The organism is Pseudomonas jinjuensis, assembly GCF_900103845.1.
In the GTDB taxonomy this organism is placed as follows: Bacteria; Pseudomonadota; Gammaproteobacteria; order Pseudomonadales; family Pseudomonadaceae; genus Pseudomonas; species Pseudomonas jinjuensis.
The window spans coordinates 517,245-541,458 of record NZ_FNIJ01000001.1; the positions used below are offsets into that span (position 1 = coordinate 517,245).

The window sequence follows — 24,214 nt, forward strand, 5'->3', positions numbered from 1 at the left end:
CGCTTTTTATCGTAATCGAGTTACGATTAACGTAATTACTATGAAGCGATGCGTCAAGATTCAGGGTAGGGGACGATGGCAAGGGAAAAGTCGAAAGCGACGAACGAGCAGGAAGAATCCGCCTCCGGGCGGGGCAACAAGGTGCAGTCGGCGGAAGTCGGCACCGAGATTCTCAAGGGCCTCGCCGCCCTGGCGCCGAGCACCTCGCTGAAGGGGCTGGCCGAACACCTGGGCATGCCGCCGGCCAAGGTCCACCGCTACCTGCAGGCGCTGCTCGCCAGCGGCTTCGCCGAGCAGGACCCGGCGACCAACCACTACGGGTTGGGGCGCGAGGCGCTGTACGTCGGCCTGGCGGCGATCCGCCGGCTGGACGTGGTGAAGATCGCCACGCCGTACCTCGCCGAACTGCGCGACGCGCTGGAGCAGACCTGCTTCCTGGCGATATGGGGCAGCCACGGGCCGACCGTGGTGCAGGTGGAACCGGCGCGCGGCATGGTCACCCTGGTGACCCAGGTCGGCTCGGTGCTGCCGCTGCACGGCTCGTCCACCGGGCTGGTGTTCGCCGCCTTCCGTGACGATGGCGGGGAGCTGGACGAGGTGCTGGAGCAGATCCGCCGCGACGGCATCCACTCCATCCACGGGCTGCTGATGCCGGGGGTTAACGCGCTGTCGGCGCCGCTGTTCTCCGTCGGCCGGCAGATCGCCGGGGTGATCACGGTGGTTGGTTCCGCGGCGGGGTTCGATGCCGATATCGACGGCGAGGCGGCGCGGCGGCTTCGCGAGGTGGCTGGAGCGATCAGCGCAAGGATGGGTGGGCTGGCCGTCGGCGGATAACGTCCGGCGACGTTGTAGGAGCAACTGTCTCGGTATCGTCGGGGGAATCTGTTCGCGAGCAGGCCATGCCCGCGAAACCCGGCGGCGCCGATATGTCGCGGGCATGGCCCGCTTACACGGTATCGCTGGAATGTCCGGGTAGGGCGCATAACGCGCCAGCGTTATCCGCCATCCCATCGGCGTGGCCTTATCGGCGGATGAAGCGTTCCGCTTCATGCGCCCTACACCAGCGATTGGCCATGGCGCGAAGACAGTTGCTCCTACACAGAGTCGCGCCGCCCCTGAAGCACGCACAGAACCTGTAGGAGCCAGCTTGCTGGCGATTGCCGTGTTCTCCTTCCACGCCGACGTTGAGGGAAAACCCGGATCGCCAGCAAGCTGGCTCCTACAGGTTGGTCTCCAATCGTCCCCAATCCATCCCCAGCAACACATCGCCCAACGCCTGCGCCGCGCTGGACAGCGAATGCCCGGCCAGGGTGATCAGCCCGACCCGCCGCTCGATGCGCGGGGCGTCCAGCGCCACGCAGCGGGCGCCCAGCTGTTCCATCTGCTCCAGGCACAAGCGCGGCACGGCGCTGACGCCCAGCCCCTGGGCGACCATGCGGCCGATGGTGACCAGCTGGTGGCTCTCGAACGCCACCGGCAGCTTGCCGTGGCGGGCGGCGACCGACTCCTCCATCAGCAGGCGCACGGCGGAGGGGCGCTGCAGGGTGATGAAGTTCTCCCGCAGCAGTTCCGCCCAGGTCACCCGCTGCTGCGCGGCCAGGGTTGAATCCGCCGGCAGCACGGCGACGAAACGGTCGCTGTAGAAGGGCGCGAAGTCCAGCCCGTCCAGGTTCTCCGGCTCGAAGGCGACGCCCAGCTCGACCCGCCGGTTGCGCACCATCTCCAGCACCTGCTCGTTGATCACGTCGTGCACCGCCACGTTTACCTTGGGATAGCGGTTGCGGAAGTTCATCAGCACTTCCGGCAGCAGGTTGCCGGCGAAGGAGGGCATGGCGGCGATGGAGACCTTGCCCAGCTGCAGGGTGAAGTGCTGGCGCAGCAGGTCCTCGGCGTTGTCCCAGTCGGCCAGCAGGCTGCGCGCGATGGGCAGCAGGGTCTCGCCCTCCGGCGTCAGCGCGACGCTGCGGGTGGTGCGCACCAGCAGCGGTCCGCCGAGGGACTCTTCCAGCGTCTTGATCGCCAGGCTCAGCGCCGGCTGCGACAGGTGCAGGCGTTCGCAGGCCTGGGCGAAGCTGAGGGTCTGCGCCACGGCGAGGAAGGCACGCAGTTGCTTGATGGTCATTGATTTGGAAACCTGATCAATGGATTGGAAAAACAAACTTAACAAATGAGTCGCGAGCGGTGAAGCTGCAGGCGTTTTCCGGCTGCGAGCCGGTCCTATAAAGACAAGAGGCAAGCGACATGGCAGGACTCGACAAACGCGTAGGCAGTTACGAAGAAGCTCTCGCCGGGCTCACCGATGACATGACGGTACTGGCCGGCGGCTTCGGCATCTGCGGCATCCCGGAAAACCTCATCGCGCAGATCCGCCGCATGGGCGTGAAGGGGCTGACCGTGGTTTCCAACAACTGCGGCATCGACGGCTTCGGCCTCGGCGTGCTGCTGGAAGACCGGCAGATCCGCAAGATGATCGCTTCCTACGTTGGCGAGAACGCCCTGTTCGAGCAGCAGCTGCTGAACGGCGAGCTGGAAGTCGAACTGACCCCGCAAGGCACCCTGGCCGAGAAGATGCGCGCCGGCGGCGCCGGCATCCCGGCCTTCTTCACCGCCACCGGCTACGGCACCCCGATCGCCGAAGGCAAGGAAGTGCGCGAGTTCAACGGCCGCAAGTACATCCTCGAAGAAGCCATCACCGGCGACTTCGCCATCGTCAAGGGCTGGAAGGCCGACCACTACGGCAACGTGATCTACCGCCACACCGCGCAGAACTTCAATCCTCTGGCCGCCACCGCCGGCCGCATCACCGTGGTGGAAGTGGAAGAGATCGTCGAGCCGGGCGAGCTGGACCCGGCGCAGATCCATACCCCGGGCATCTACGTCGACCGCATCATTCAAGGTTCCTTCGAGAAGCGCATCGAAAAGCGCACCGTGCGTTCCTGAGCCCATCGGACAACAAGAGAGAATTCGCAATGGCACTTACCCGCGAACAGATGGCTCAGCGCGTGGCGCGTGAGCTGCAGGACGGCTACTACGTCAACCTCGGCATCGGCATCCCGACCCTGGTGGCCAACTACGTGCCCGAGGGCATGGAAGTGATGCTGCAGTCGGAGAACGGCCTGCTCGGCATGGGCGCCTTCCCCACCGAGGACGAAGTGGACGCCGACATGATCAACGCCGGCAAGCAGACCGTCACCGCCGTCAAGGGCGCGTCGATCTTCTCCTCTGCCGAATCCTTCGCGATGATCCGCGGCGGCCACGTCGACCTCACCGTACTCGGCGCCTTCGAGGTGGACGTGCAGGGCAACATCGCTTCCTGGATGGTTCCCGGCAAGCTGGTGAAGGGCATGGGCGGCGCGATGGACCTGGTGGCCGGCGCCGAGAACATCATCGTCACCATGACCCACGCCTCGAAGGACGGCGAGTCCAAGCTGCTGGAGCGCTGCAGCCTGCCGCTGACCGGCGCCGGCTGCATCCGCAAGGTGCTGACCGACCTCGCCTACCTGGAAATCCAGGACGGCGCCTTCATCCTCCGCGAAACCGCGCCGGGCGTGAGCATCGCCGAGATCGCCGAAAAGACCGCCGGCCGCCTCATCGTTCCGGACGATGTGAAGGAAATGACCTTCTGACACGATCAGCGTAGGGCGGGTGCAATCCGCCATCCCTACGCAACTGTCTTCCGGTCATCCAATAAGCCGTGTAGGAGCGGGCCATGCCCGCGATTCGCGCGCATGGCGCGCTCCTACAGGTAAAGCCAGCTTGGAGTATCCAGATGCAAGACGTAGTAATAGTCGCCGCCACCCGCACCGCCATCGGCGCCTTCCAGGGCAGCCTGGCGAACATTCCGGCCCACGAACTGGGCGCCACGCTGATCCGCTCCCTGCTGGAGCGCAGCGGCGTGAAGGCCGAGCAGATCGACGAAGTCATCCTCGGCCAGGTACTCACCGCCGGCGCCGGCCAGAACCCCGCGCGCCAGGCCGCCATCGGCGCCGGCCTGCCGGTCAGCGTCCCGGCGATGACCATCAACAAGCTCTGCGGCTCGGGCCTCAAGTCGCTGTTCCTCGGCGTCCAGGCGATCCGTTGCGGCGACGCCGAAGTGATCATCGCCGGCGGCCAGGAAAGCATGAGCCTGGCGCCCTACGTGCTGCCGAAGGCGCGCACCGGGCTGCGCATGGGCCACGCCGAACTGCAGGACAGCCTGCTGCGCGACGGCCTGATCGACGCCTTCAACGACTACCACATGGGCATCACCGCGGAGAACCTGGTGGAGCAGTTCGGCCTCAGCCGCGAAGCCCAGGACACCTTCGCCGCCGAGTCGCAGCAGAAGGCCGTGGCCGCCATCGAGGCCGGCAGGTTCCGCGACGAGATCACCCCGGTGCTGATCCCGCAGCGCAAGGGCGACCCGCAGGCCTTCGACACCGACGAGCAGCCGCGCGCCGGTACCACCGCCGAGTCGCTGGCCAAGCTCAAGCCGGCCTTCAGGAAGGACGGCAGCGTCACCGCCGGCAACGCCTCGACCCTCAACGACGGCGCCGCCGCCGTGCTGCTGATGAGCGCGGACAAGGCCAGGGCCCTGGGGCTGCCGGTACTGGCGCGCATCCAGGCCTACGCCAGCTCGGGCGTCGACCCGTCGATCATGGGCATCGCCCCGGTCACCGCCACCCGCCGCTGCCTGGAAAAGGCCGGCTGGTCGCTGGATGACCTCGACCTGATCGAAGCCAACGAAGCCTTCGCCGCCCAGGCCCTGTCGGTGGGCAAGGAGCTCGGCTGGGACGCTGCGAAGGTGAACGTCAACGGCGGCGCCATCGCCCTCGGCCATCCGATCGGCGCCTCCGGCTGCCGCGTGCTGGTCTCCCTGCTGCACGAAATGATTCGCCGCGATGCGAAAAAGGGCCTGGCGACCCTGTGCATCGGCGGCGGTCAGGGCGTGGCTATGGCGCTGGTGCGCGACTGATCCCCCGAGTTCGGCCACGCAGGTGGAGCCAGGACATGACGGTTTTGGTTTCACCTGCGAGGCCGCCCTGCTGATGGCGACGGCCCGGACAGAAATGTCCGGGCCGTCCGCTTTTGCGTGCCAGCGACGACATTTGCGCCAAAAGCCAGCACCAGGCGTATCGCGCCGTTGTGAGTGCCGGCGCGCCTGCAGTATTAGTGCGAGCCCACGAAAAACAACAAGCAAAGGGACTCGTCATGTACGAACTTCTGCACGGCCTGGATTGGGTGCTGCCGTTGCGCTCGCCAGAGCTCACCCATGTCGCCAACGCTTTCACCTGGCTCGGCTACGGCACCTTCCTGCTGCTGGCCATTCCCCTCGGTTTCTGGGCCTGGAACAAGGGCACCTTCTTCCGCCTGCTGGTGCTGATCGCCGTCTCCGCCTGGCTCAACGCCCTGTTCAAGGACTACTTCCAGGACCCGCGCCCGCCGCTGGAATTCCGCCTCGACGACCGCGTCGGCGAAAGCTACGGCCTGCCCAGCGGCCACTCGCAGATGGCGGTGGTGATGTGGCTGTGGCTGGCCTATGAAGTGCGCCGCATGTGGGTCTGGGTGCTCTGCTCGCTGATCTGCCTGGGCGTGATCCTCAGCCGCCTGTACCTCGGCGCCCACGACGTCGAGGACGTGCTGGTCGGTTCCGCGCTGGGTGGCGCGACCCTGCTGGTCTTCGCCCAAGTGAAGGACTGGGCGTTCTGGAACAGGACCAGCGTGGTCCTGCCGCTGGGCCTGGCGGTGGCGGCCGGCGTGGTCAGCATGATCTTCTGGCCGAATGCCCAGGCGCCGGACTACGTGCCGCTGTTCATCGGCCTGCTGGTCGGTTCCGGGGTGGGGCTGCGCATCGAGCGGCAAATCACCGATTTCGGCGTCGCGGTACCGGCCTGGCGCCGGGTGCTGGCCGCGGTGATCGGCAGCATCGCCTTCCTGCTGTTCCAGAAGGCGCTCAAGCAGGTCGGCGCGCAGCTGCCGCTGGAGCCCATGTACTGGCAGGCGCTGCGCGGGCTGTCGATGGGACTGTTCATCACCCTGCTGATGCCGTGGCTGCTGGTCAAGGCGCACCTGCTGTCGCGGCAGCGCAGCGCAGCGCCGGCTGCCGCCGGAGCGGCGACCGCGGGCTGAGACTCGCGATGAGGATCACGCCGGGCCCTGGCCCGGCGTTTTCGTTTGCGCATGGTCGCGAGTCTTGACCATGACGAACATCTTCACCCGCTCGTGGATTTCCTGCATGGCGTGGCGGAACGCCTCGGGCTGCGTGCTGGCGGCCGGGTCGGCGAAATTCCACACCAGCACTTCCGCCGAGCCGGGCAGCAGCTGTTCCTCGCTGGAGGACTTGTCGCAGAGATCGATGAGGTAGTCGAAATGCTGCCCGCTGAACTCGTCCAGCGACTTGCTGCGCAGGCCTTCCACCGGGATGCCGGCATGCTCCAGAACGTCGATGGCGCGCGGGTCGACCGCGGTGGGCTGCACCCCGGCGCTGTATGCCTCGAAATGCTGGTCATCGGTGTGCCGCAGCAGCGCTTCGGCCATCGGCGAGCGCGCGTCGTTGGCGATGCAGACGAACAGGACCTTCAGTTTATCGGCCATGGGTACTACCTCTGGACTGGCAGGAATGGCTCCCTTTCTGGCAGGTGAGTGTGACGGAATTGTGACCGCCGCGGAGGCGGGTTCATGGTTCCCACGCGGGAGCGGGGGAACGATCGGTTCGTGGCGTTCCGGTCCCTGCAGCAGCCACCCACCGAGGGTAGCTCCCTTCGCCGACCCACCATGAAAGGATTCTTCCATACGCGGCGAACCTCCGGATTCCCGGATGCGTAGCCATCCAGGCAACGGAAGACATCAGCATGAGCCAACTCCTTTCCCTCTCAGCCAACCTGACGCCGGGGCATGGAGAGATCCGCGAGGCGATCCTGAAGATCTGCGAACGCTTCGCTGCCGACTACTGGCTGGAGAAGGACAGGGTCGGCGGCTTCCCCGTCGAGCTCCACCAGGCCCTGGCCCAGGACGGCTGGCTGGGCATCTGCATCCCGCAGGCCTACGGCGGCTCGGGCCTGGGCATCACCGAGGCGACGGTGATGATGCAGGCCATCGCCGAGTCCGGCGCCGGCATGAGCGGCGCCTCGGCGGTGCACATGAACATCTTCGGCCTGAATCCGGTGGTGGTGTTCGGCAGCGAGGAACAGAAGCAGCGCATGCTGCCGCCGCTGATCGCCGGCCGGGAGCGCACCTGCTTCGCCGTCACCGAACCGGACACCGGACTCGATACCACCCGCCTGAAGACCCGCGCGGTGCGCGACGGCGATCATTACGTGCTGAGCGGCGTGAAGACCTTCATCTCCACCGCCGGCGTCGCCGAGAAGATGCTGATCCTGGCGCGCACCACGCCGCTGGAGGAGGTGAAGAACAGGACCGAAGGTCTCAGCCTGTTCTACACCGACTTCGACCGCAGCTGCATCGAGGTGTGCGAGATCGACAAGATGGGCCGCAAGGCGATCGACACCAACCAGGTGTTCATCGACGGCCTGCGCGTGCCGGTGGCGGACCGCATCGGCGAGGAGGACCAGGGCTTCAGGTACATCCTCCATGGCATGAACGCCGAGCGCATCCTGATCGCCGGCGAGGCCGTCGGCCTGGGCCGCGCCGCCCTGGCCCGCGCCAGCCAGTACGCGCTGGAGCGCGAGGTGTTCGACCGTCCGATCGGCAAGAACCAGGCGATCCAGCACCCGCTGGCGAAATGCTGGATGGAGCTGGAAGCGGCCAACCTGATGACCTTCCACGCCGCCGCCAGGTTCGACCGCGACGAGGAGTGCGGCACCGAGGCGAATGCCGCCAAGTACCTGGCCGCCGAAGCCGGCTTCAACGCCTGCGAGACCGCGGTGATGACCCACGGCGGCTACGGCTATGCGAAGGAGTACCACGTCGAGCGCTACCTGCGCGAAGCGCTGATCCCGCGCATCGCCCCGGTCAGCCGCGAGATGATCCTCTGCTTCATCGCCGAGAAGGTCCTTGGCCTGCCGAAGTCCTACTGAGCGGCGTGCCGCTGTTCATTCGCAGCGCAACGCATCCATTGGTTGCAACCGCGCGGCCCGGCGTGCCGGGGCGAGGCCCGCGAGAATGCCGACCAGTGCGGCGAGGATCAGGGCGGCCAGTGCCAGCGCCGGGCGGAAGGCGAGGGGAAGGGCCGGCAGCGCCAGGTGCAGGCCGACCAGCAGGAGGGCGCTGAGGGTCACGCCGAGCAGGCCGCCGGCCAGGGACAGCAGCGTCGCCTCGCCGAGGAACAGCCCGAGCACCTGCCCGGGCGAACCGCCCAGCGAGCGCAGCAGGCCGATTTCCGCGGTGCGTTCGCTGACCGCCGTGGCCATGATGGTCAGGATGCCCACCGCGCCCACCAGCAGGGAGATGCCGCCCAGCGTCGCGACACCCAGGGTCAGCGCCGCGAGCATGCGGTTCAGGCTGCTCAGCAGGACGTTCTGCGCGGTCAGGCTGAAATCCTCCTGGCCATGCCGCTCCAGCAGCGCCTGGCGCACCTGTTCGACGAACGCCGGCGCCTGGATGTCCTCGTCGAACAGCACCTGCGCCTTGACCAGCCCCTCGCGGTTGAACATCTGCTCGGCCCAGTCCACCGGGATGTAGGCGATGTCGTCGAGGTCGAAGCCGAGCAGGTTGCCCTTCCTCCCCAGTACGCCGATGACGCGGAAGCGCATGCCGTCGACCCGCACCCGCCGCCCCAGCGGATTGGCCGTGCCGAACAGCTCCCGGCTGAGGCGATGGCCGAGGACCACGTTGGGCGGCGAGCGGCCGTCGCGGGCCGGCGGGAGGAATTCGCCCAGCGCCATGCGCACCTGCCAGGCCACCACCAGGTCCGCGCCGGTGCCGTAGATGTCGACGCGCCGGGCATGGCCGGGCGCCTCGATGTCGCCGTTGCCGTGGATGATCGGCAGCACGGCCTGCACATGGGGCAGGCGGCGCAGCGACTCGGCGTCGGCGATGCTCAGCGGGCGCGTGCTGGCGAGCAGGCCGCCGAGCCCGCCGGTCTGGGTCTTGCCGGGACGTATGGTGACGACCCGCGTACCGAACTGCGAGAAGCCTTCCAGCACGCGGACGCGCAGGCCCTCGCCGATGGCGCCGAGCACCACCACCGTGGCGATGCCGATGGCCACGCCGAGCAGCGAGAGCAGGCTGCGCAGCGGCCGTTCGAGCAGCGCCAGGCCGCACAGGCGCATGCCGTCGCCCCAGCGCATCAGCCGCTCCGCGCCGGGCGCAGCGACTGCACCGGCGCCAGCCGCGCGGCATGCGCCGCCGGCAGCCAGGCGAACAGCAGGGCGGCGGCCAGCGCCAGGGCCGGGGCGCCAAGGCGCGCCCACCAGGGGCTGTACAGCGGCAGGTCGCTGGCGATCCGGCCCAGCCACAGCAGGCACTCGCCCAGCGCCAGGCCGCCGCCGGCGCCGAGCAGGGCGAGCAGGGCGGCTTCGCCGAGGAACAGCGCGCGGATATGCGTGGCGCTTGCGCCGATGGCCTTGAGCAGGCCGATTTCCGCGCTGCGCTGCATCACCGCGATCCAGGTCACGTTCATGATCAGCAGGCCGGCCACCAGCAGGCTGATGGCGGCGATCGCCGCGAGGGCCAGGGTCAGCGCGGAGAGGATGCTGTCAAAGCCGGCGAGCAGCGAATCCTGGCTGACCAGGGTGAAGTCCTCGTCGCCCTGGTGACGGTCCGCCAGCAGCGCGCGGATTCCTTCCCGGGCGCTCTCCAGCCGGGCCGGGCCGCTCGTCTCGACGAACGCCCGCAGCAGGCCGCTGCGGTTGAACAGCGCCTCGGCGCTGGCCACCGGGATCAGCAGCGCCTGGTCGATGTCCATGCCCAGCGATTCGCCGGAAGGGGCGAGGATGCCGACCACCCGCAGGCGCCGGTCGCCGGCCCGCAGCCACTGGCCGAGGGCGGGGCGGCTGCCGAACAGTTCGGCGCGCAGGCGGGCGCCGAGCACGCAGACGTCCCTGACCCGGCCGCTGTCGCGTTCCGGCAGCGCGTGGCCCTGGGCCAGCTGCAGCTTGCGAATGGCGAAGAAGGCGGCGGTGGTGCCCACCGTCAGCGCCTCGCGGCGCAGCTTGCCGTGGCTGACCTCCATGTTGCCGGCATGCACCGGCGCCACGTGGCGCACGCCGGGCAGGCGGGCCAGTGCGGCGGCGTCGGCGCGGGTGAGGTCGCGCGCCGCCGTGCCGCTGATGGGCGGCATGCCGCCGGTGGTCTCGTTGCGTCCGGGCAGGACGATCAGCACGTTGCGCCCGAGCAGGCCCAACTCGCCGAGCACATAGGCGCGCGCGCCCTCGCCAAGCCCGGTGAGCAGGGTCACCGCGAACACGCCGACGGCGATCGCCAGCAGCAGCATGGCGCTGCGCGTGCGGTGGCTGCGCAGCGTGACCAGGCACAGCCGGCAGACATCCTCGCCGCGCATCAGGCGGCTCCCGCCCAGCTCTCTTCGAGAATGCGTCCGTCGCACATCTGCAGGCGGCGGTGGGCGCGGGCGGCGTGCTGGAGGTCGTGGGTGACCAGGATCAGGGTCAGGCCCTCGCGGTTGAGTTCTTCCAGCAGGCCCATGACTTCGTTGCCCGACTGGCTGTCGAGGTTGCCGGTCGGTTCGTCCGCCAGCAGCAGGCGCGGACGCATGCTCACCGCCCGGGCGATCGCCACCCGCTGGCGCTGGCCGCCGGAAAGCTCCCCGGGATGGTGCTGCAGGTGCCGCTGCAGGCCCAGGCGCTCGGCCAGCGGCAGGCTGCGCCGGTGGCGTTCGGCGGGCGGCACGCCGGCCAGCAGCATGGGCAGCTCGATGTTGTCCAGGGCGGTGAGGCGCGGGACCAGGTGGAAAGCCTGGAACACGAAGCCGATGCGTTCGCTGCGCAGCGCGGCGCGGCGGGTTTCGTCGAGCCCGGCGGTGGCTTCGCCGCCCAGCCAGAATTCGCCGGCATCGGGCGCATCCAGCAGGCCGAGGATGTTCAGCAGGGTCGACTTGCCCGAGCCGGACGCCCCGGTGATGGCCAGGTACTCGCCGGCGGCCACGTCAAGGTCGATGGCATCCAGGCCGCACACCTGCTGTTCGCCGAGGCGGAAGGTGCGGCTGATCTGCTGCAGGTGGATCATCGTTGAGTCTCCCGACCGTCGATGGCGGTCACCAGGGTTCCATCCTTCAGGCCTTCGCGGTCCTGGCCGACGATCACCCTGTCGCCGCTGTCCAGGCCCGCGGTGACTTCGCTCCAGCGCCAGTTGCTCAGGCCGATCTCGACCGTCTGTTCGCTCAGGTGGCCGCTGGGGTCGAGGCGCAGCACGCGGCCGTCGTCGAACACGCTTTCGGTGGGCACGCGCAGGGTGCGCGGCCGCTGTTGCAGGAGGATCTCCACGTCGGCGCTGTAGCCGGTGAGCAGGATCACGTCCCCCGGCACCCGGGCGAAACGGACCTCGACGTCGACGGTGCGCGCCTGCTTCTCCAGTTCGCGGACGAAGGGCGCGATGCGCCGGACCTCGCCCTCAAAGACGCGCTCGCCGAGGGCGTCCAGGGTGATCCGCACCGGCATGCCGGGACGCACGCGGGCGGCGTCCACCTCGTCGATCGGCGCCTCGACGTACAGGCACTGGTCGTCGATCAGGTCCACCGCCGGTGGCGTCGGTATGCCCGGCGGCGAGGGGGTGACCACTTCGCCCGGTTCGCCGTTGATTTCCGCCACCACTCCGGCGAAGGGCGCGCGGAGGGTGGCCTGGTCGAGCAGGGAAAGCTGCAGGTCGAGGCTGGCCTCGGCTTCGCGGATGAGCGCTGCCGAACCTTCGCACTGCAGGCGCGACAGGCTGGCGCGGGTGGCGCTCTGGTCGAGCAGGTCCACGGAGGCCAGCTTGCGCTCGGCGAGGTGCTGCAGCCGCTGCAGGTCGCGGCCGTCGCGCTGGGCCTGCCGGCAGCTCTGCTCGCGGCGGTTGCGCTGGCCGTCGAGCCGCGCCTGCGCCTCGTCGGCGCGGGCCTGGAGGTCGTCCTGGCGCAGGCGCATCAGCACGTCGCCGGCCTTCACCCGCTGTCCCGCCTGGATCGGCAGGTCGCTGACCTGGCCGCCGATCTTGAAGGAAAGACGCGAACGCCGGCAGGCCTTCACAGTTCCGGCGCGGGTATTGGCGACCAGGGTTTCCACCGGCCCGCTGCCGACTTCGGCGACTCGTACGGGGACAGGGTCCGGACGGGCCCAGAGGCCCATCATGCCAGCTGCGAGAGCGAAAATAGGAACCGCTATCAATAACTTGCGCATGCTGGCGGCCTCCATTGCCAGTAATTTGACTGAGTCTAGGACAGGCCGGAGTGCTGTTTCGCCAGGGTAACGGCCGGTGGCGGAAGGACGAACGTCCAGGACCGCGCGGCGAAGCTTTCAAATCAAGCAGTTGGCAGGGAGGGGAAGGGAGGCGGGTGTAACGCGGGCGAATCGAATATCCGACGAATGGGTACGCAGGAATTCGGTTAGTCAGGAAATTGACAGTTGCGTCGATTTTCCAGCTTCGCCTTTCCCGGAGCGGGAAAGGCGAAGCCGGCGGGACGGTTACGCGGCTGCCGCTTCGGCGGTCAGCTTGTCGCGGCTCTGGCCGGCCGAGCGCATCATCTGCGGCAGCAGCGAGCCGGCGATCATGCCTAGGGCGCTGAACAGCAGGCCGGCCAGTTGCGGCGGCCAGAAGGCGTCCTCGCTGTAGCTGTATTCCAGCGACAGCCAGGAAATCATGCCGAAGGCCATCGCCAGCATGGCGCCCTGGGTGGTGGCGCGCTTCCAGAACAGGCCGAAGAACAGCGGCACCACGGCGGCGACCAGGGTCACCTTGTAGGCGTTGCCGACCATCTCGTAGATGCTTGCATCCGAGAACAGCGCGAAGGTGCAGGTGGCGATGGCGCAGACCACGATGGTGATGCGCATGGCCAGGAGGAACTGCTTGTCGTCCATGTCCGGCAGGAAGCGCTTGAGCACGTTCTCGGTGAAGGTCACCGACGGCGCCAGCAGGGTGCCGGAAGCGGTGGACATGATCGCCGAGAGCAGGGCGCCGAAGAACATGATCTGGGCGAACAGCGGGGTGCGCTCCATGATCAGGTGCGGCAGGATCATCTGCGCGTCCTCGGCCAGCCAGCGCTTGACCATCTCCGGGTCGATCATCGAGGCGGCGTAGGTGAGGAAGATCGGCAGCATGCAGAAGCTCAGGTAGAAGCAGGCGCCGGCCATGGAGGCGCGGGCGGCGATGTTCTCGGTCTTCGCCGACATCACCCGGGCGTACACGTCCTGCTGCGGGATGGAGCCGAACATCATGGTCACCGCGGCGCCGATGAAGGCGACGATGTCCTTCGGCTCGAAGCTGTGCATGAAGCTGAACTTGCCTTCGCTGGCGGCATGGCTGATGACCGCCTCGGGGCCGCCGGCCATGTCGCCGATCAGCCAGGTCAGGTAGACCAGGCCGGCGACGATGATGAGCATCTGCATGAAGTCGGTCAGCGCCACCGACCACATGCCGCCGAACAGGGTGTAGAGCAGGACGATCACGGTGCCGATCAGCATGCCCTGGGTGGTGCTGATGGCGCCGTCGGAAAGCACGTTGAACACCACGCCGAGCGCGGTGAGCTGGGCGGCGATCCAGCCGAGGTAGGAAAGGATGATCACGATGCTGGTGATCATCTCCACGTTCGCGCCGTAGCGCTTGCGGAAGAAGTCGCCGATGGTCAGCAGGTTCATGCGGTACAGCGGGCGGGCGAACACCAGGCCCACCAGCATCAGGCAGCCGAAGGAGCCGAACGGGTCCTCGATGATCCCGGCGAAGCCTTCTTCGATGAAGGTGGCGGGAATCCCCAGCACGGCTTCGGAACCGAACCAGGTGGCGAACACCATCGCCGCGACCAGGGGGAAGGACATGCTGCGGCCGCCGGCCGCGAAATCCTTGGAATTGTGCACACGCGTGGAGGCGTAGAAGCCGACACCGACGGTGACCAGCAGGTATACCGCTACAAACCAGATCAGCATTTGTACTTTCCGTAGGCTCGTCCGACACCGCTCCGCCGAGCGTGGCTCGGGCAGGGGGCGCCGCGACTACTGAGTTGTTTTTGTTGGTGTGTCGCAAGCGGGACGGCGGGTGTGCGCTGGCATGCCAGCACGCGGGAAAGCGTAACCACTTACTACAACGAGCCGGGAGTTTGCCAAAGACGTCAAATATGTCAAACGAATTACGGCAGGGATGAGCAAAAAAACGGACGGGCGCGTTCTGTGAATTTTCGTAAATGGCTGATTTCTGGTGTGTGAAGGGCGGTATGTGGTCGATTCGGTAAGTTATTTTTTACAGATGGTGTTTATTAAACAGAACGGATTGCCGTTCGTCGGGATACGAGGGGCGGGGAGCGATGCGGTGCTCCTTTGTAGGAGCGCACCTGGCGCGACGGGTCGCGGGCATGGCCCGCTCCTACAGGATTTCCCCTGCGTTCGCAGACATGGCCCGGTTGACAGCGGACCTGTAGGAGCCAGCTTGCTGGCGATCCGGTTTTCCTTCAGCGCCGGCGTGGCCGGATAGTGCTTTTTGTAGGAGTGGGCCATGCCCACGACCGACCGCGATGTCGCGGGCATGGCCCGCTCCTACAGGTTTATCGGACCCCCGCGTTCGCAGACATGGCCCGGTTGACAGCGGACCTGTAGGAGCCAGCTTGCTGGCGATCCGGTTTTCCTTCAGTGCCGGAGTGGCCGGATAGTGCTTTTTGTAGGAGTGGGCCATGCCCACGACCGACCGCGATGTCGCGGGCATGGCCCGCTCCTATAGGGGCGGTGTGGCGGGAATCGTGCTTTCACGTCCTCCAAACAAAAAATCCCCCGCCGCTCCCACGGCAGGGGGTGCCACTTGGGCCAGGGGATATCTCTGGTCAGAGCCTGATCAGCACCGACTTCAGCTCGGTGTAGTGCTCGATCGCCGCCGCGCCCATCTCGCGGCCGAGGCCGGAGAGTTTGTAGCCGCCGAAGGGCAGGGCCGGGTCGAGGGCGCTGTGGCAGTTGACCCAGACCGAGCCGGACTTGATCCGCGGGATCATCCGGTGCACCGCCGCGAGGTCGTTGGACCAGATGCTCGCGCCGAGGCCATAGGGGCTGTCGTTGGCCATGCGCACGGCGTCGTCGATGTCGTCGAAGGGCAGCGCCACCAGCACCGGGCCGAAGATCTCCTCCTGCACCAGCGGGTTCTGCTGGTCGACGTCGACGATCACCGTCGGCCGGACGAAATAGCCCGGGCCGAACTGCTCGCCGCCGCAGGCGATGGTGGCGCCTTTCTCGCGGCCCAGTTCGATGTAGTCGAACACGCGCTTCTGCTGCTTTGCCGAGATCAGCGGACCCATGTCGATGCTCGGGTCGAGGCCGTTGCCGAGCTTCATGCCGTTGGCGATGCCGGCGATGTCCGCCACCACGTTGTCGAAGTGCTTGCGCTGCACGTACAGGCGCGAGCCGGCGCAGCACACCTGGCCCTGGTTGAAGAAGATCGCCTGGGCGGCGCCGGCGGCGGCGACGTTCAGGTCGGCGTCGGCCATCACGATGGTCGGTGACTTGCCGCCCAGTTCCAGGGTCACGCGGGTCATGGAGTCCATCGCCGCCTTGCCGATTTCCTTGCCGACGGCGGTGGAGCCGGTGAAGGTCAGCTTGTCCACCAGCGGGTGGTGGGAGAGGGCGGAGCCGGCGGTGATGCCGGTGCCGGTGACGACGTTGAACACGCCGGCCGGGTAGCCGGCCTCCAGCACCAGTTCGGCGAGTTTCAGCGCGGTCAGCGGGGTTTCGTCGGCCGGCTTGAGCACCACGCTGCAGCCGGTGGCCAGCGCCGGGCCGAGTTTCCAGCAGGCCAGCAGCAGCGGGAAGTTCCAGGCGACGATGGCGCCGACCACGCCCACCGCCTCGCGGCGGATGAAGCTGTGGAAGTCGCCGTCCGGCATCAGCGGCAGCGATACGTCGGTGGTGGTGCCTTCGATCTTGGTCGCCCAGCCGGCCATGTAGCGCAGGAAGTCGATGCCCAGCTGGACGTCCATCACCCGCGCCACGGCGGCGCTCTTGCCGTTGTTCAGGCACTCCAGTTCGGCCAGCAGGTCGGCGTCGCGTTCCATGAGGTCGGCCAGCTTCCACAGCAGGTTCTGCCGTTCGCGCGGGCGGGTGCGGCTCCAGGCGGAGTCGTCGAAGGCCTGGCGGGCGGCCTTTACCGCGCGGTCGACGTCGGCGGGGGTGGCGGCGGGAACCTGGCAGAGCAGTTCGCCGGTGGCGGGGTTGCGCAGGTCCATCAGCGCGCCGTCGCTGGAGGACGTCCATTCGGCGCCGATCAGCATTTTCGGGGCACGCTGCAGGAAGGCGCGGGATTCGGGCTTGATGGGCAGTGAAGCGAGCATCTCGAATGCCTCTTGTTGAGTTGTCCGAGCAGCTATCGCAACCGTTGTGCCAATCAGATCAAGTTATTGATTTATATTGGTTTATCACGGAATGGAGGGAGGCCGGAGGAGGACGGTTGTCGCAGTTTGCGACAGGCTTGAGACGTTCAAAAGGAACAGCCCGGGGGTAACCCGGGCTGTTCGGTTGCGCGCGGCAAGGCGGTGTCCGGCCTACGCCTGATGGTGGATTTCCCGATCCTTGGTCTCCGGCAGGAACAGCGTGCCGAGGATCGCCGTCATCACCGCGACCACGATGGGGTACCAGAGGCCGTAGTAGATGTTGCCGGTGGCGGCCACCATGGCGAAGGCCACGGTCGGCAGGAAGCCGCCGAACCAGCCGTTGCCGATGTGGTACGGCAGCGACATCGAGGTGTAGCGGATGCGCGCCGGGAACAGCTCGACCAGCCAGGCGGCGATGGGGCCGTAGACCATGGTCACGTAGATCACCAGGATGGTCAGCAGCAACAGCACGGCGATGTAGTTGGTCTTGGCCGGGTCGGCCTTCTCCGGATAACCGGCCTCCTTCAGGGCGGCGCTCATCTCGGCGGTGAAGGCTTCGGACTGGACCTTGAAGTCCGCGGCCGCCATGCCGGTGCCTTCGAAGCCCTGGATCACCCTGTCGCCGATTTTGATCTGGGCGACGGCGCCCGTTTCGGCCTTCTCGTTCTCGTAGGGGATCGCCTTCTTCGCCAGCAGGCTCTTGGCGATGTCGCATGAGCTGGTGAATCTGGCCTTGCCCACCGGGTCGAACTGGAAGGCGCAGCGGGCCGGATCGGCGACCACGGTCACCGGGTTCTTCTCCTGGGCGGCGAATACGTCCGGGTTACCGTACTGGGTCAGCGCATGGAAGATCGGGAAGTAGGTCAGCGCCGCCAGGATGCAGCCGGCCATGACGATCTTCTTGCGGCCGATGCGGTCCGACAGGCTGCCGAAGAAGATGAAGAACGGTGTGCCGAGCAGCAGCGAACCGGCGATCAGCAGGTTGGCCGTCTGCGCCTCGATCTTCAGCGTCTGCAGCAGGAAGAACAGCGCGTAGAACTGCCCGGTGTACCAGACCACCGCCTGGCCGGCGGTGCCGCCGAGCAGCGACATGATCACCACCTTGAGGTTGTCCCAGCGCGCGAAGGACTCGGTCAGCGGCGCCTTGGATTGCTTGCCCTCGGCCTTCATGCGGCGGAACACCGGCGACTCGCTGAGTTGCAGGCGGATGTACACCGAGATCGCCAGCAGCAGCACCGAGAGCAGGAACGGAATCCGCCAGCCCCAGGCCTCGAAGGCTTCGGTGCCCAGCGCGGAGCGGCAGGCCAGGATCACCAGCAGCGACATGAACAGGCCGAGGGTCGCGGTGGTCTGGATCCACGAGGTGAAGAAGCCGCGCCTGCCCTTGGGCGCATGTTCCGCGACGTAGGTCGCCGCGCCGCCGTACTCGCCGCCGAGCGCCAGGCCCTGCAGCAGGCGCAGGCTGATCAGGATGATCGGCGCCGCCACCCCGATGCTGGCGTAGCCGGGCAGCAGGCCGACCACCGCGGTGGACACGCCCATGATGATGATAGTGATGAGGAAGGTGTACTTGCGGCCGATCATGTCGCCGAGCCGGCCGAACACGATGGCGCCGAACGGCCGCACGGCGAAGCCCGCGGCGAAGGCGAGCAGGGCGAAGATGAAGGAAGTGGTCTCGTTGACGCCGGCGAAGAAGTGCTTCGCGATGATCGCGGCGAGCGAGCCGTAGAGATAGAAGTCATACCATTCGAAGACCGTGCCCAGGGAGGAGGCGAAGATCACCTTGCGCTCTTCCCTGGTGATCCCGCGGTTGGGGGCCGTGCCCTCGTTCAAGCTGTCGAGTTCCGCCATCTGTCTTCTCCGTCTTGTTGTTTTGATAGGCCGGAGCACGCAGAAACACCTTCACACCCGGCCCGTGAACGAATTTCGACTACGGATTTCGGTAAGCGTGAGACCAGGTGGAAAGTTCATGCGTTCCACCTGAATTGCAGATGAGCCCACCAGGGTCTGTTGACGTTTTGTTCCGGAACGAAACGTCAACAGACCCTGAAGGCCAGGAGAAGAATAAACGCGCTTTCGTAGATATCCACTTGCCAGCATGATTTTGCCGGATGGCTGAAGTTCGCCGCCGTTTCGCTTGCGGGCCGTTTCAAACTGTCACGGTTGTCGCGAAATGAAACGCCCGTGGGGCATGCGGAAATCCTGGCGAATCGGACAACAGGTTGATGCAAAAGGCTTTCTTCGTGATGGCACACAATATGTAGGGCCGGGAAGAACCGCTTTCGCCAGCGTCGGGCGAGAGGGGAACTTGTCCATGGAGGCCTGTGTTGAAGAGGATTCGATTGTCCGGGCTCGCCCCCGGCCTGTCTGCCGCTGTCGCGGCCATCCTGCTGCTGTGGTTCCTGCCGCAGGCGGGGAATGCGGCGCTCTGGGTGGTTGCCGGACTGATCGCGCTGGGCGCGCTGCGGCCGTCCGTTCGGTCGATGGTCTGGCGCGTCGCCCTTGGCGGCCTGTACGGCGCCTGCCTGGCGCTGGTGCTGCACCTGCTCGCCGACCACTTCCAGCTGCGCTATGTCTGGCTCTACAGCAGCTCCGCGCTGCCCGCCTACCTGAAGATGTCCAACCTGTGGGGCGGGGACGAGGGCACGGTGCTGCTGCTGGCGACCTTCTGCATGGGCATCGCCATCGGCAACGCGCCGCTGCCGGGGTGGGCCGGGCGCGGCATGGCGCTGGTCGCCGCCTGGTACGCGGCCACCGCCGCCTGGCTCGGACCGTTCGCCGTCACGCCGCCGGAGTGGCTGGCGGCGCAGGCGAGCCAGGGCATGAACGCGCACCTGCAGACCATCTGGATGGCCTTCCACGCGCCGCTGATCCTCGCCGCCTACGCCTGGGCCATCGCGCCCGCCGGTGCGGCCCTCGCCGCGCTGGACGATGGCAGCCCGGCCTATGGAACGCTCGCCCCCGGCTACAGCCGGCGCGCCTGGCTGGTGCTCAGCGCGGGTATCGGCGCGGGCATGGCCTGGGCGCTGGAGGACTTCACCTTCGGCCAGCTCTGGCACTGGGACCCGGTACAGACCTCCGCTTTCTCCGTCTGGGCGCTGCTCGGCGCGATCCTCCACGGCGCCCGGCGCTGGCGGCCGACGGGGGCGAACCGGCGGCTGCTGCCGATCCTCAGCCTGCTGGCCGCGGCCTGCGCCTGCGTCGCCATGTCGGTGACCCGCAGCGAGGTGCTGGCCAGCTCCCATCGCTACATCGGCACCACGTCCTGGATGAGCCACCTGGCCCTGGCCGGCGCGATGCTCGCGCTGCTGCTGTGGTATGCGGCGAGGGCGTTCGCGCGCCGCACCGCGCCGGTCGCCAAGGCGCGTCGCTCGGTGGCCGAGTGGACCCTCGACCTGGCGATCTGGCTGTTCTGCGGCGCCGCGCTGCTGGCCGTCGGCGAGCTGCTCAAGGCGCACCTGAGCCAGTGGCTGGGCGCGGAGAAGTCCACCGAACTGAAGCCGTTCTTCGAGACGCTGATGACCTGGGCCAGCGCGCAGGAACTGGCGGGGCTGCGCAGCGCCTTCGCGCAGTGGGACGTCGACGGCCACGCGCTGGGCAAATGGCTGATGCCGCTGTTCGCGCTGCTCGGGCTGGTCGGCGGCTATGCCTTCCTGCGCCGCTGCCTGAGGCAGCGCATCGCCGCCGCCGTCACCCTGGCGATGACGCTCTGGGTCGGCTTCACCGCCTGGCGCGGCGGCTGGCTGACGCCGCGCTACAACGGCGAGGGCATCCTCTCGCAGAGCATCGTCGCCGTGCTGCCCTGGCTGGATGCGGCGCTGCTCGCCGGAGCCTTCCTGCTCGGCGCCTGTTTCACCTGGGCGGCGCTGGGTGTCTGGCGCAGCCGCCGGCTCGGCGTCCTGCGCCACAGCGGCAGCCTCGCGCTGATCCACGGCGGCGCGGTGGTCGCGCTGGTGGGCGGGCTGGCCGCCACGGCGCTGAACACCTATCTGCCGATCAACATCCCGCCATCGGCGAGCCCCGAGCAGTGGCACCGGATCGGCGGGCACATGCAGGTGCGCGTGCTGCCCGGCGGCAGCGAGGCGGACTTCTCCGGCTACCGCGCCGTCGCCCGGGTGGAGCTGCGCAGCGATGGCGAAATCCTCAGCGGCCACGCCCTGTTCCAGGACGCCCGCAAGCTGCCGCCGGCCTACCAGGGGCCGGTCCGCCAGCTCTGCGAGATCCTCGACTACCGCTATGCGCGCTACACCGGCGACCCGGGCTACGTGCTGCATCCCTTCATCGTCCGCGGCTGGTCCCAGGACCTGCAGATCTGGGTGCCGGCGTCGCCCCGGCTGATGAGTTCCAGCGGCGGCGATGCCGAGGTGCACGGCGTCATCGTGGTTCGCCGCTATCCGCTGGTTTCGCTGGTCTGGAGCGGGCTGCTGGCGATGCTCGCCGGCCTCCTGCTGCTGCCGGGAACGGCCAGCGCGCCCAGGCGCCAGGCAGTCTCCGGCGCTGTGTCTCAGAGTTAGACAGCTATCGCGAAATTAGACGCCGGGAGGCGGAGTGCGCTCGTGGAGGAGGGCGCCGAAGCCTGCCGGAATGCGGGTTGTGACGACTTTTCCGGGCTGTGGCACACAACCTGCACTACCTTGGAAGGACGTGCTCCTGCCTGCCGAAAGGCGCGGATTTTAACAACAATACCGTGGAGGCCTGACCTTGAAGACGAAACGACTTCGGCATTACCTGAGTGCCGGTTCCCTGGCCATGATGGCCTGTGCCGCACTGCAGCCGGCACACGCAGCAACGGATGGCCAGGCCATTCTCAACGCCAAGTGCGCGGTTTGCCACACGCCCGAAGGCGACAATTCCCTCAGCCGCATCAGCCACCAGCGCAAGACCCCCGAGGGCTGGCTGATGAGCGTCGCGCGCATGCAGGTCATGTACGGGCTGAAGATCAGCGACGAGGATCGCCGTGCGGTGGTCAAGTTCCTCGCCGACCGCCAGGGCCTGGCGCCGAGCGAGACCGACGGCGTGCGCTACGCGCTGGAGCGCCGGCTGAATACCGTCGAGGAATTCGATCCCAACTTCGAGCAGATGTGCGCCCGCTGCCACTCCGGCGCGCGGGTCGCCCTGCAGCGCCGTCCGGCGGCGGAATGGGAGAAGCTGGTCAACTTCCATCTCGGCCGCTGGCCGTCCCTCGAATACCAGGCGCTGTCCCGCGACCGCGACTGGTTCGAACTGGCGAAGAAGGAAATGGTCCCGGAACTGGCCAAGCGCTACCCGCTGGACGCCAAGGCCTGGAGCGACTGGCAGAAGTCCATGCCCAAGGCCGAATCCCTGGCCGGGCAGTGGAGCTTCGCCGGCCACATGCCGGGCAAGGGTGAACTGGCCGGCAGCATGGAGGTCGCCAGCAGCGGCGGCGACAACTTCAAGGTCACCGTGAAAGGCCAGTACGCCGACGGCAGCCCGTTCAACGGCGAAGGCACCGCGGTGCTCTACAGCGGCTACGAATGGCGCGGCAACCTGAAGATCGACGGCGTCGCCATGCGCCAGGTGTTCGCCGCCGGCAAGGGCGAACTGAAGGGCCGCATGTTCGAGAAGGAGCATGACGAGCGTGGCCTGGACTTCGCCGCCGTGCAGAAGGGCACCGCCCGCGTCCTGGCGGTGCAGCCGGGCTACCTGAAGGCCGGCGAGGAGGCCGAAGTCAGCGTGATCGGCAGCGGCCTCTCCGGCAAGCCGGAATTCGGCAAGGGCATCGAAGTGGTCTCGGTGGTGTCGCAGAGCCCCGAGCGCGTGACCGTCAAGGTCAAGGCGGGCGCCGATGCCGCAGCCGGCGTGCACGAGGTCAGCGTCGGCTCGCTCAAGGGCGGCTCCCTCGCCGTGTACCGCGACATCGCCGAAGTGAAGGTGGTGCCGGAATTCTCCATCGCCCGCATCGGCGGCAACGGCGGTTCGACGCCGAAGGTCCAGGGCCGCTTCGACGCCGAGGCCTGGGGCAAGGGCGCCGACGGCCAGCCGTACCGCATCGGCGTATTCCCGGCCAAGTGGTCGGTGGAAGCCTGGGACGACCGCGCGAAGGAAGACGAGGACGTCAAGTACGCCGGCGTGATGGATTCCGCCACCGGCGTGTTCATGCCCGGCGACGCCGGCCCGAACCCGGCGCGCAAGATGATGACCAACAACGCCGGCAACCTGAAGGTGATCGCCGCCGTGGACGCCGGCGGCAAGGCGCTGAAAGGCGAAGGCCACATGATCGTCACCGTGCAGCGCTGGAACAACCCGCCGATCCCCTGATTCTCGGTAGAGAGTCCCGGGAGCGGACAGAACCTCGGGGCCTGCCTCGGCAGGCCAAGCACAAGAGTTCACGGGAGGTCGCCATGGGCGCCATCTTGAATCTGGTCGAACGCAACCTGCACGAAGTGCGGGTCGACGCCGACCGCCTGTTGTTCCACATCCCCAGTTCGTCGCTGTTCGCCAGCGACGAGCTCACCGGCGGGATCATCGACGCCCTGCGCGGGCATGCCTGCTCGCCGCAGGAGCTGGCGCAGCGCCTCGACGGGCGTTTCGCCAACGATGAAATCGAAGAAACCCTGCGCGAGCTGATCGCGCTGGAACTGGTCAGCGACGGCTCGCCGCTGACCCCGGAAATCGGTATCAAAAAGGTCGATCGCACCGCGCTGAACACCGTGGTGCTGAACGTCAACACCGGCTGCAACCTGAGCTGCACCTACTGCTACAAGGAAGACCTGGACAAGCCCTCGGCCGGCAAGAAGATGGGCGCCGAGACCGCCGAGGCCTCGGTGGAAATGCTGCTCAAGGAATCGCCGGACGAAAGCCGCTACACCGTGGTGTTCTTCGGCGGCGAGCCGCTGTCCAACCGCCCGCTGATCGAGCACATGGTCGGCTACTGCGAGCGGCGTTTCGGCGAGCTGGGCAAGCAGGTGGAGTTCGTCATGACCACCAACGCCACGCTGCTCACCGAAGAGATCGTCGACTGGCTCAACGCCCATCGCTTCGGCCTGTCCGTCAGCATCGACGGGCCGAAGACCGTGCACGACCGCAACCGCATCACCGTGGGCGGGCAGGGCACCTACGACGTGGTGCGGCGCAAGGCCGACATGCTGTTGTCGCGCTACGACAGCCGGCCGGTGGGTGCGCGGGTGACGCTGACCCGTGGCATCACCGACATCGAGACGATCTGGAACCACCTGTTCAACGAGATGGGCTTCGCCGAAGTCGGTTTCGCCCCGGTCACGTCCGGCGACATGGCCGACTACAACCTGACCGGCGAGGAACTGGTGGAAGTCTTCGCCAACATGAAGGCGCTGGGCCGGCGTTATCTCGACGAGGCGCTGCAGGGCCGCAATATCGGCTTCTCCAACCTGCACCAGCTGATCACCGACATCCACGAAGGGCACAAGAAGGCCCTGCCGTGCGGCGCCGGGCTGAAGATGCTGGCGGTGGACCACAAGGGCGAGCTGAACCTCTGCCACCGCTTCACCGGCTCCTCGCTGCCGACCTTCGGCAACGTGCACGAGGGGGTGAAGCAGGCCGAGCTGAACGACTTCCTCTCGCAACGCCTGGATCGCACCGACACCGGCTGCAACAGCTGCCGCATCCGCAACCTCTGCTCGGGCGGCTGCTACCACGAAAGCTACGCGCGCTACGGCGATCCGGCGCACCCCACCTACCACTACTGCGAACTGATGCGGGACTGGGTCGATTTCGGCATCGAGGTCTACAGCCGGATCATGACCAGCAACCCGGGATTCATCGACCGCCATATCACTCCGCGGAAGGCGCACTGAC

The 24,214-nt window shown here is 67.3% G+C and carries 18 protein-coding genes; 9 read left to right on the forward strand and 9 right to left on the reverse strand.

Annotated features, from left to right (window positions below):
• The first annotated feature begins 75 nt into the window (after positions 1-75).
• Positions 76-834: an IclR family transcriptional regulator gene (locus BLR75_RS02305; RefSeq protein ID WP_084313200.1), complete on the forward strand. Its 759-nt coding sequence runs from the start codon at positions 76-78 to the stop codon at positions 832-834.
• 385 nt (positions 835-1,219) lie between these two features.
• Here the strand turns inward: BLR75_RS02305 and BLR75_RS02310 are convergent, their stop codons facing one another.
• Complete coding sequence (locus BLR75_RS02310) at positions 1,220-2,122, reverse strand: LysR family transcriptional regulator (protein ID WP_084313201.1); 903 nt, start codon at positions 2,120-2,122, stop codon at positions 1,220-1,222.
• 119 nt (positions 2,123-2,241) lie between these two features.
• On the opposite strand from BLR75_RS02310, the gene BLR75_RS02315 reads away from it, so the two are divergent.
• From BLR75_RS02315 to BLR75_RS02330, 4 genes are all read left to right on the forward strand, one after another.
• Positions 2,242-2,940, forward strand: coding sequence for a CoA transferase subunit A (locus tag BLR75_RS02315; RefSeq protein WP_084313202.1), 699 nt, complete (start codon positions 2,242-2,244; stop codon positions 2,938-2,940).
• Positions 2,941-2,969: 29 nt separating this feature from the next.
• Positions 2,970-3,626: a CoA transferase subunit B gene (locus BLR75_RS02320; protein ID WP_084313203.1), complete on the forward strand. Its 657-nt coding sequence runs from the start codon at positions 2,970-2,972 to the stop codon at positions 3,624-3,626.
• Between the two features lie 143 nt (positions 3,627-3,769).
• Positions 3,770-4,951 (forward strand): acetyl-CoA C-acetyltransferase, encoded by a 1,182-nt coding sequence (locus tag BLR75_RS02325; RefSeq protein ID WP_084313204.1) that lies wholly within the window; start codon positions 3,770-3,772, stop codon positions 4,949-4,951.
• A gap of 236 nt (positions 4,952-5,187) precedes the next feature.
• Positions 5,188-6,105, forward strand: a complete 918-nt coding sequence (locus BLR75_RS02330; RefSeq protein ID WP_084313205.1) for a phosphatase PAP2 family protein — start codon at positions 5,188-5,190, stop codon at positions 6,103-6,105.
• Positions 6,106-6,120: 15 nt separating this feature from the next.
• Here the strand turns inward: BLR75_RS02330 and BLR75_RS02335 are convergent, their stop codons facing one another.
• Positions 6,121-6,570 (reverse strand): arsenate reductase ArsC, encoded by a 450-nt coding sequence (locus tag BLR75_RS02335; RefSeq protein ID WP_084313206.1) that lies wholly within the window; start codon positions 6,568-6,570, stop codon positions 6,121-6,123.
• A gap of 257 nt (positions 6,571-6,827) precedes the next feature.
• Between BLR75_RS02335 and BLR75_RS02340 the strand changes: the two genes are divergently transcribed.
• The gene (locus tag BLR75_RS02340; RefSeq protein WP_084313207.1) at positions 6,828-8,012 is read left to right on the forward strand and encodes an acyl-CoA dehydrogenase family protein; all 1,185 of its coding nucleotides are present in this window, start codon (positions 6,828-6,830) and stop codon (positions 8,010-8,012) included.
• A gap of 15 nt (positions 8,013-8,027) precedes the next feature.
• Here BLR75_RS02340 and BLR75_RS02345 read toward each other — a convergent pair whose 3' ends face one another.
• From BLR75_RS02345 to BLR75_RS02375, 7 genes are all read right to left on the reverse strand, one after another.
• Positions 8,028-9,224 (reverse strand): ABC transporter permease, encoded by a 1,197-nt coding sequence (locus BLR75_RS02345; RefSeq protein WP_084313208.1) that lies wholly within the window; start codon positions 9,222-9,224, stop codon positions 8,028-8,030.
• Entirely contained in the window at positions 9,224-10,435 is a 1,212-nt protein-coding gene (locus BLR75_RS02350) for an ABC transporter permease (RefSeq protein WP_084313209.1), read from the reverse strand. Before BLR75_RS02350 ends, BLR75_RS02345 begins: the two co-directional genes overlap by 1 nt.
• Entirely contained in the window at positions 10,435-11,118 is a 684-nt protein-coding gene (locus BLR75_RS02355; RefSeq protein ID WP_084313210.1) for an ABC transporter ATP-binding protein, read from the reverse strand. Before BLR75_RS02355 ends, BLR75_RS02350 begins: the two co-directional genes overlap by 1 nt.
• Positions 11,115-12,263, reverse strand: coding sequence for an efflux RND transporter periplasmic adaptor subunit (locus tag BLR75_RS02360; protein WP_084313211.1), 1,149 nt, complete (start codon positions 12,261-12,263; stop codon positions 11,115-11,117). Before BLR75_RS02360 ends, BLR75_RS02355 begins: the two co-directional genes overlap by 4 nt.
• Positions 12,264-12,548: 285 nt before the next feature.
• Positions 12,549-14,003, reverse strand: coding sequence for a high affinity choline transporter 1 (locus tag BLR75_RS02365; RefSeq protein WP_084313212.1), 1,455 nt, complete (start codon positions 14,001-14,003; stop codon positions 12,549-12,551).
• An 884-nt stretch (positions 14,004-14,887) separates the two neighbouring features.
• The gene (locus tag BLR75_RS02370; protein ID WP_084313213.1) at positions 14,888-16,381 is read right to left on the reverse strand and encodes an aldehyde dehydrogenase family protein; all 1,494 of its coding nucleotides are present in this window, start codon (positions 16,379-16,381) and stop codon (positions 14,888-14,890) included.
• 210 nt (positions 16,382-16,591) lie between these two features.
• Positions 16,592-18,271, reverse strand: a complete 1,680-nt coding sequence (locus tag BLR75_RS02375) for an MFS transporter (RefSeq protein ID WP_084313214.1) — start codon at positions 18,269-18,271, stop codon at positions 16,592-16,594.
• Positions 18,272-18,747: 476 nt separating this feature from the next.
• On the opposite strand from BLR75_RS02375, the gene ccsA reads away from it, so the two are divergent.
• From ccsA to peaB, 3 genes are all read left to right on the forward strand, one after another.
• Positions 18,748-20,934: a cytochrome c biogenesis protein CcsA gene (gene ccsA, locus BLR75_RS02380; RefSeq protein ID WP_245726087.1), complete on the forward strand. Its 2,187-nt coding sequence runs from the start codon at positions 18,748-18,750 to the stop codon at positions 20,932-20,934.
• A 238-nt stretch (positions 20,935-21,172) separates the two neighbouring features.
• Positions 21,173-22,699 carry a quinohemoprotein amine dehydrogenase subunit alpha gene (gene peaA / locus BLR75_RS02385; RefSeq protein WP_084313279.1) on the forward strand — a complete coding sequence of 509 codons (1,527 nt, stop codon included), beginning with the start codon at positions 21,173-21,175 and terminating at the stop codon, positions 22,697-22,699.
• Positions 22,700-22,782: 83 nt separating this feature from the next.
• On the forward strand, positions 22,783-24,213 hold the full coding sequence (gene peaB, locus BLR75_RS02390; RefSeq protein ID WP_084313216.1) for a quinohemoprotein amine dehydrogenase maturation protein: 1,431 nt from the start codon (positions 22,783-22,785) through the stop codon (positions 24,211-24,213).
• Position 24,214 lies beyond the last annotated feature (1 nt).

Bases quoted from the DNA above. Each gene is read 5' to 3' on its own strand.
- BLR75_RS02305 (WP_084313200.1), top strand. From the start codon at position 76: ATGGCAAGGGAAAAGTCGAAAGCGACGAACGAGCAGGAAGAATCCGCC.
- BLR75_RS02310 (WP_084313201.1), bottom strand. From the start codon at position 2,122: ATGACCATCAAGCAACTGCGTGCCTTCCTCGCCGTGGCGCAGACCCTC.
- BLR75_RS02315 (WP_084313202.1), top strand. From the start codon at position 2,242: ATGGCAGGACTCGACAAACGCGTAGGCAGTTACGAAGAAGCTCTCGCC.
- BLR75_RS02320 (WP_084313203.1), top strand. From the start codon at position 2,970: ATGGCACTTACCCGCGAACAGATGGCTCAGCGCGTGGCGCGTGAGCTG.
- BLR75_RS02325 (WP_084313204.1), top strand. From the start codon at position 3,770: ATGCAAGACGTAGTAATAGTCGCCGCCACCCGCACCGCCATCGGCGCC.
- BLR75_RS02330 (WP_084313205.1), top strand. From the start codon at position 5,188: ATGTACGAACTTCTGCACGGCCTGGATTGGGTGCTGCCGTTGCGCTCG.
- BLR75_RS02335 (WP_084313206.1), bottom strand. From the start codon at position 6,570: ATGGCCGATAAACTGAAGGTCCTGTTCGTCTGCATCGCCAACGACGCG.
- BLR75_RS02340 (WP_084313207.1), top strand. From the start codon at position 6,828: ATGAGCCAACTCCTTTCCCTCTCAGCCAACCTGACGCCGGGGCATGGA.
- BLR75_RS02345 (WP_084313208.1), bottom strand. From the start codon at position 9,224: ATGCGCTGGGGCGACGGCATGCGCCTGTGCGGCCTGGCGCTGCTCGAA.
- BLR75_RS02350 (WP_084313209.1), bottom strand. From the start codon at position 10,435: ATGCGCGGCGAGGATGTCTGCCGGCTGTGCCTGGTCACGCTGCGCAGC.
- BLR75_RS02355 (WP_084313210.1), bottom strand. From the start codon at position 11,118: ATGATCCACCTGCAGCAGATCAGCCGCACCTTCCGCCTCGGCGAACAG.
- BLR75_RS02360 (WP_084313211.1), bottom strand. From the start codon at position 12,263: ATGCGCAAGTTATTGATAGCGGTTCCTATTTTCGCTCTCGCAGCTGGC.
- BLR75_RS02365 (WP_084313212.1), bottom strand. From the start codon at position 14,003: ATGCTGATCTGGTTTGTAGCGGTATACCTGCTGGTCACCGTCGGTGTC.
- BLR75_RS02370 (WP_084313213.1), bottom strand. From the start codon at position 16,381: ATGCTCGCTTCACTGCCCATCAAGCCCGAATCCCGCGCCTTCCTGCAG.
- BLR75_RS02375 (WP_084313214.1), bottom strand. From the start codon at position 18,271: ATGGCGGAACTCGACAGCTTGAACGAGGGCACGGCCCCCAACCGCGGG.
- peaA (WP_084313279.1), top strand. From the start codon at position 21,173: ATGGCCTGTGCCGCACTGCAGCCGGCACACGCAGCAACGGATGGCCAG.
- peaB (WP_084313216.1), top strand. From the start codon at position 22,783: ATGGGCGCCATCTTGAATCTGGTCGAACGCAACCTGCACGAAGTGCGG.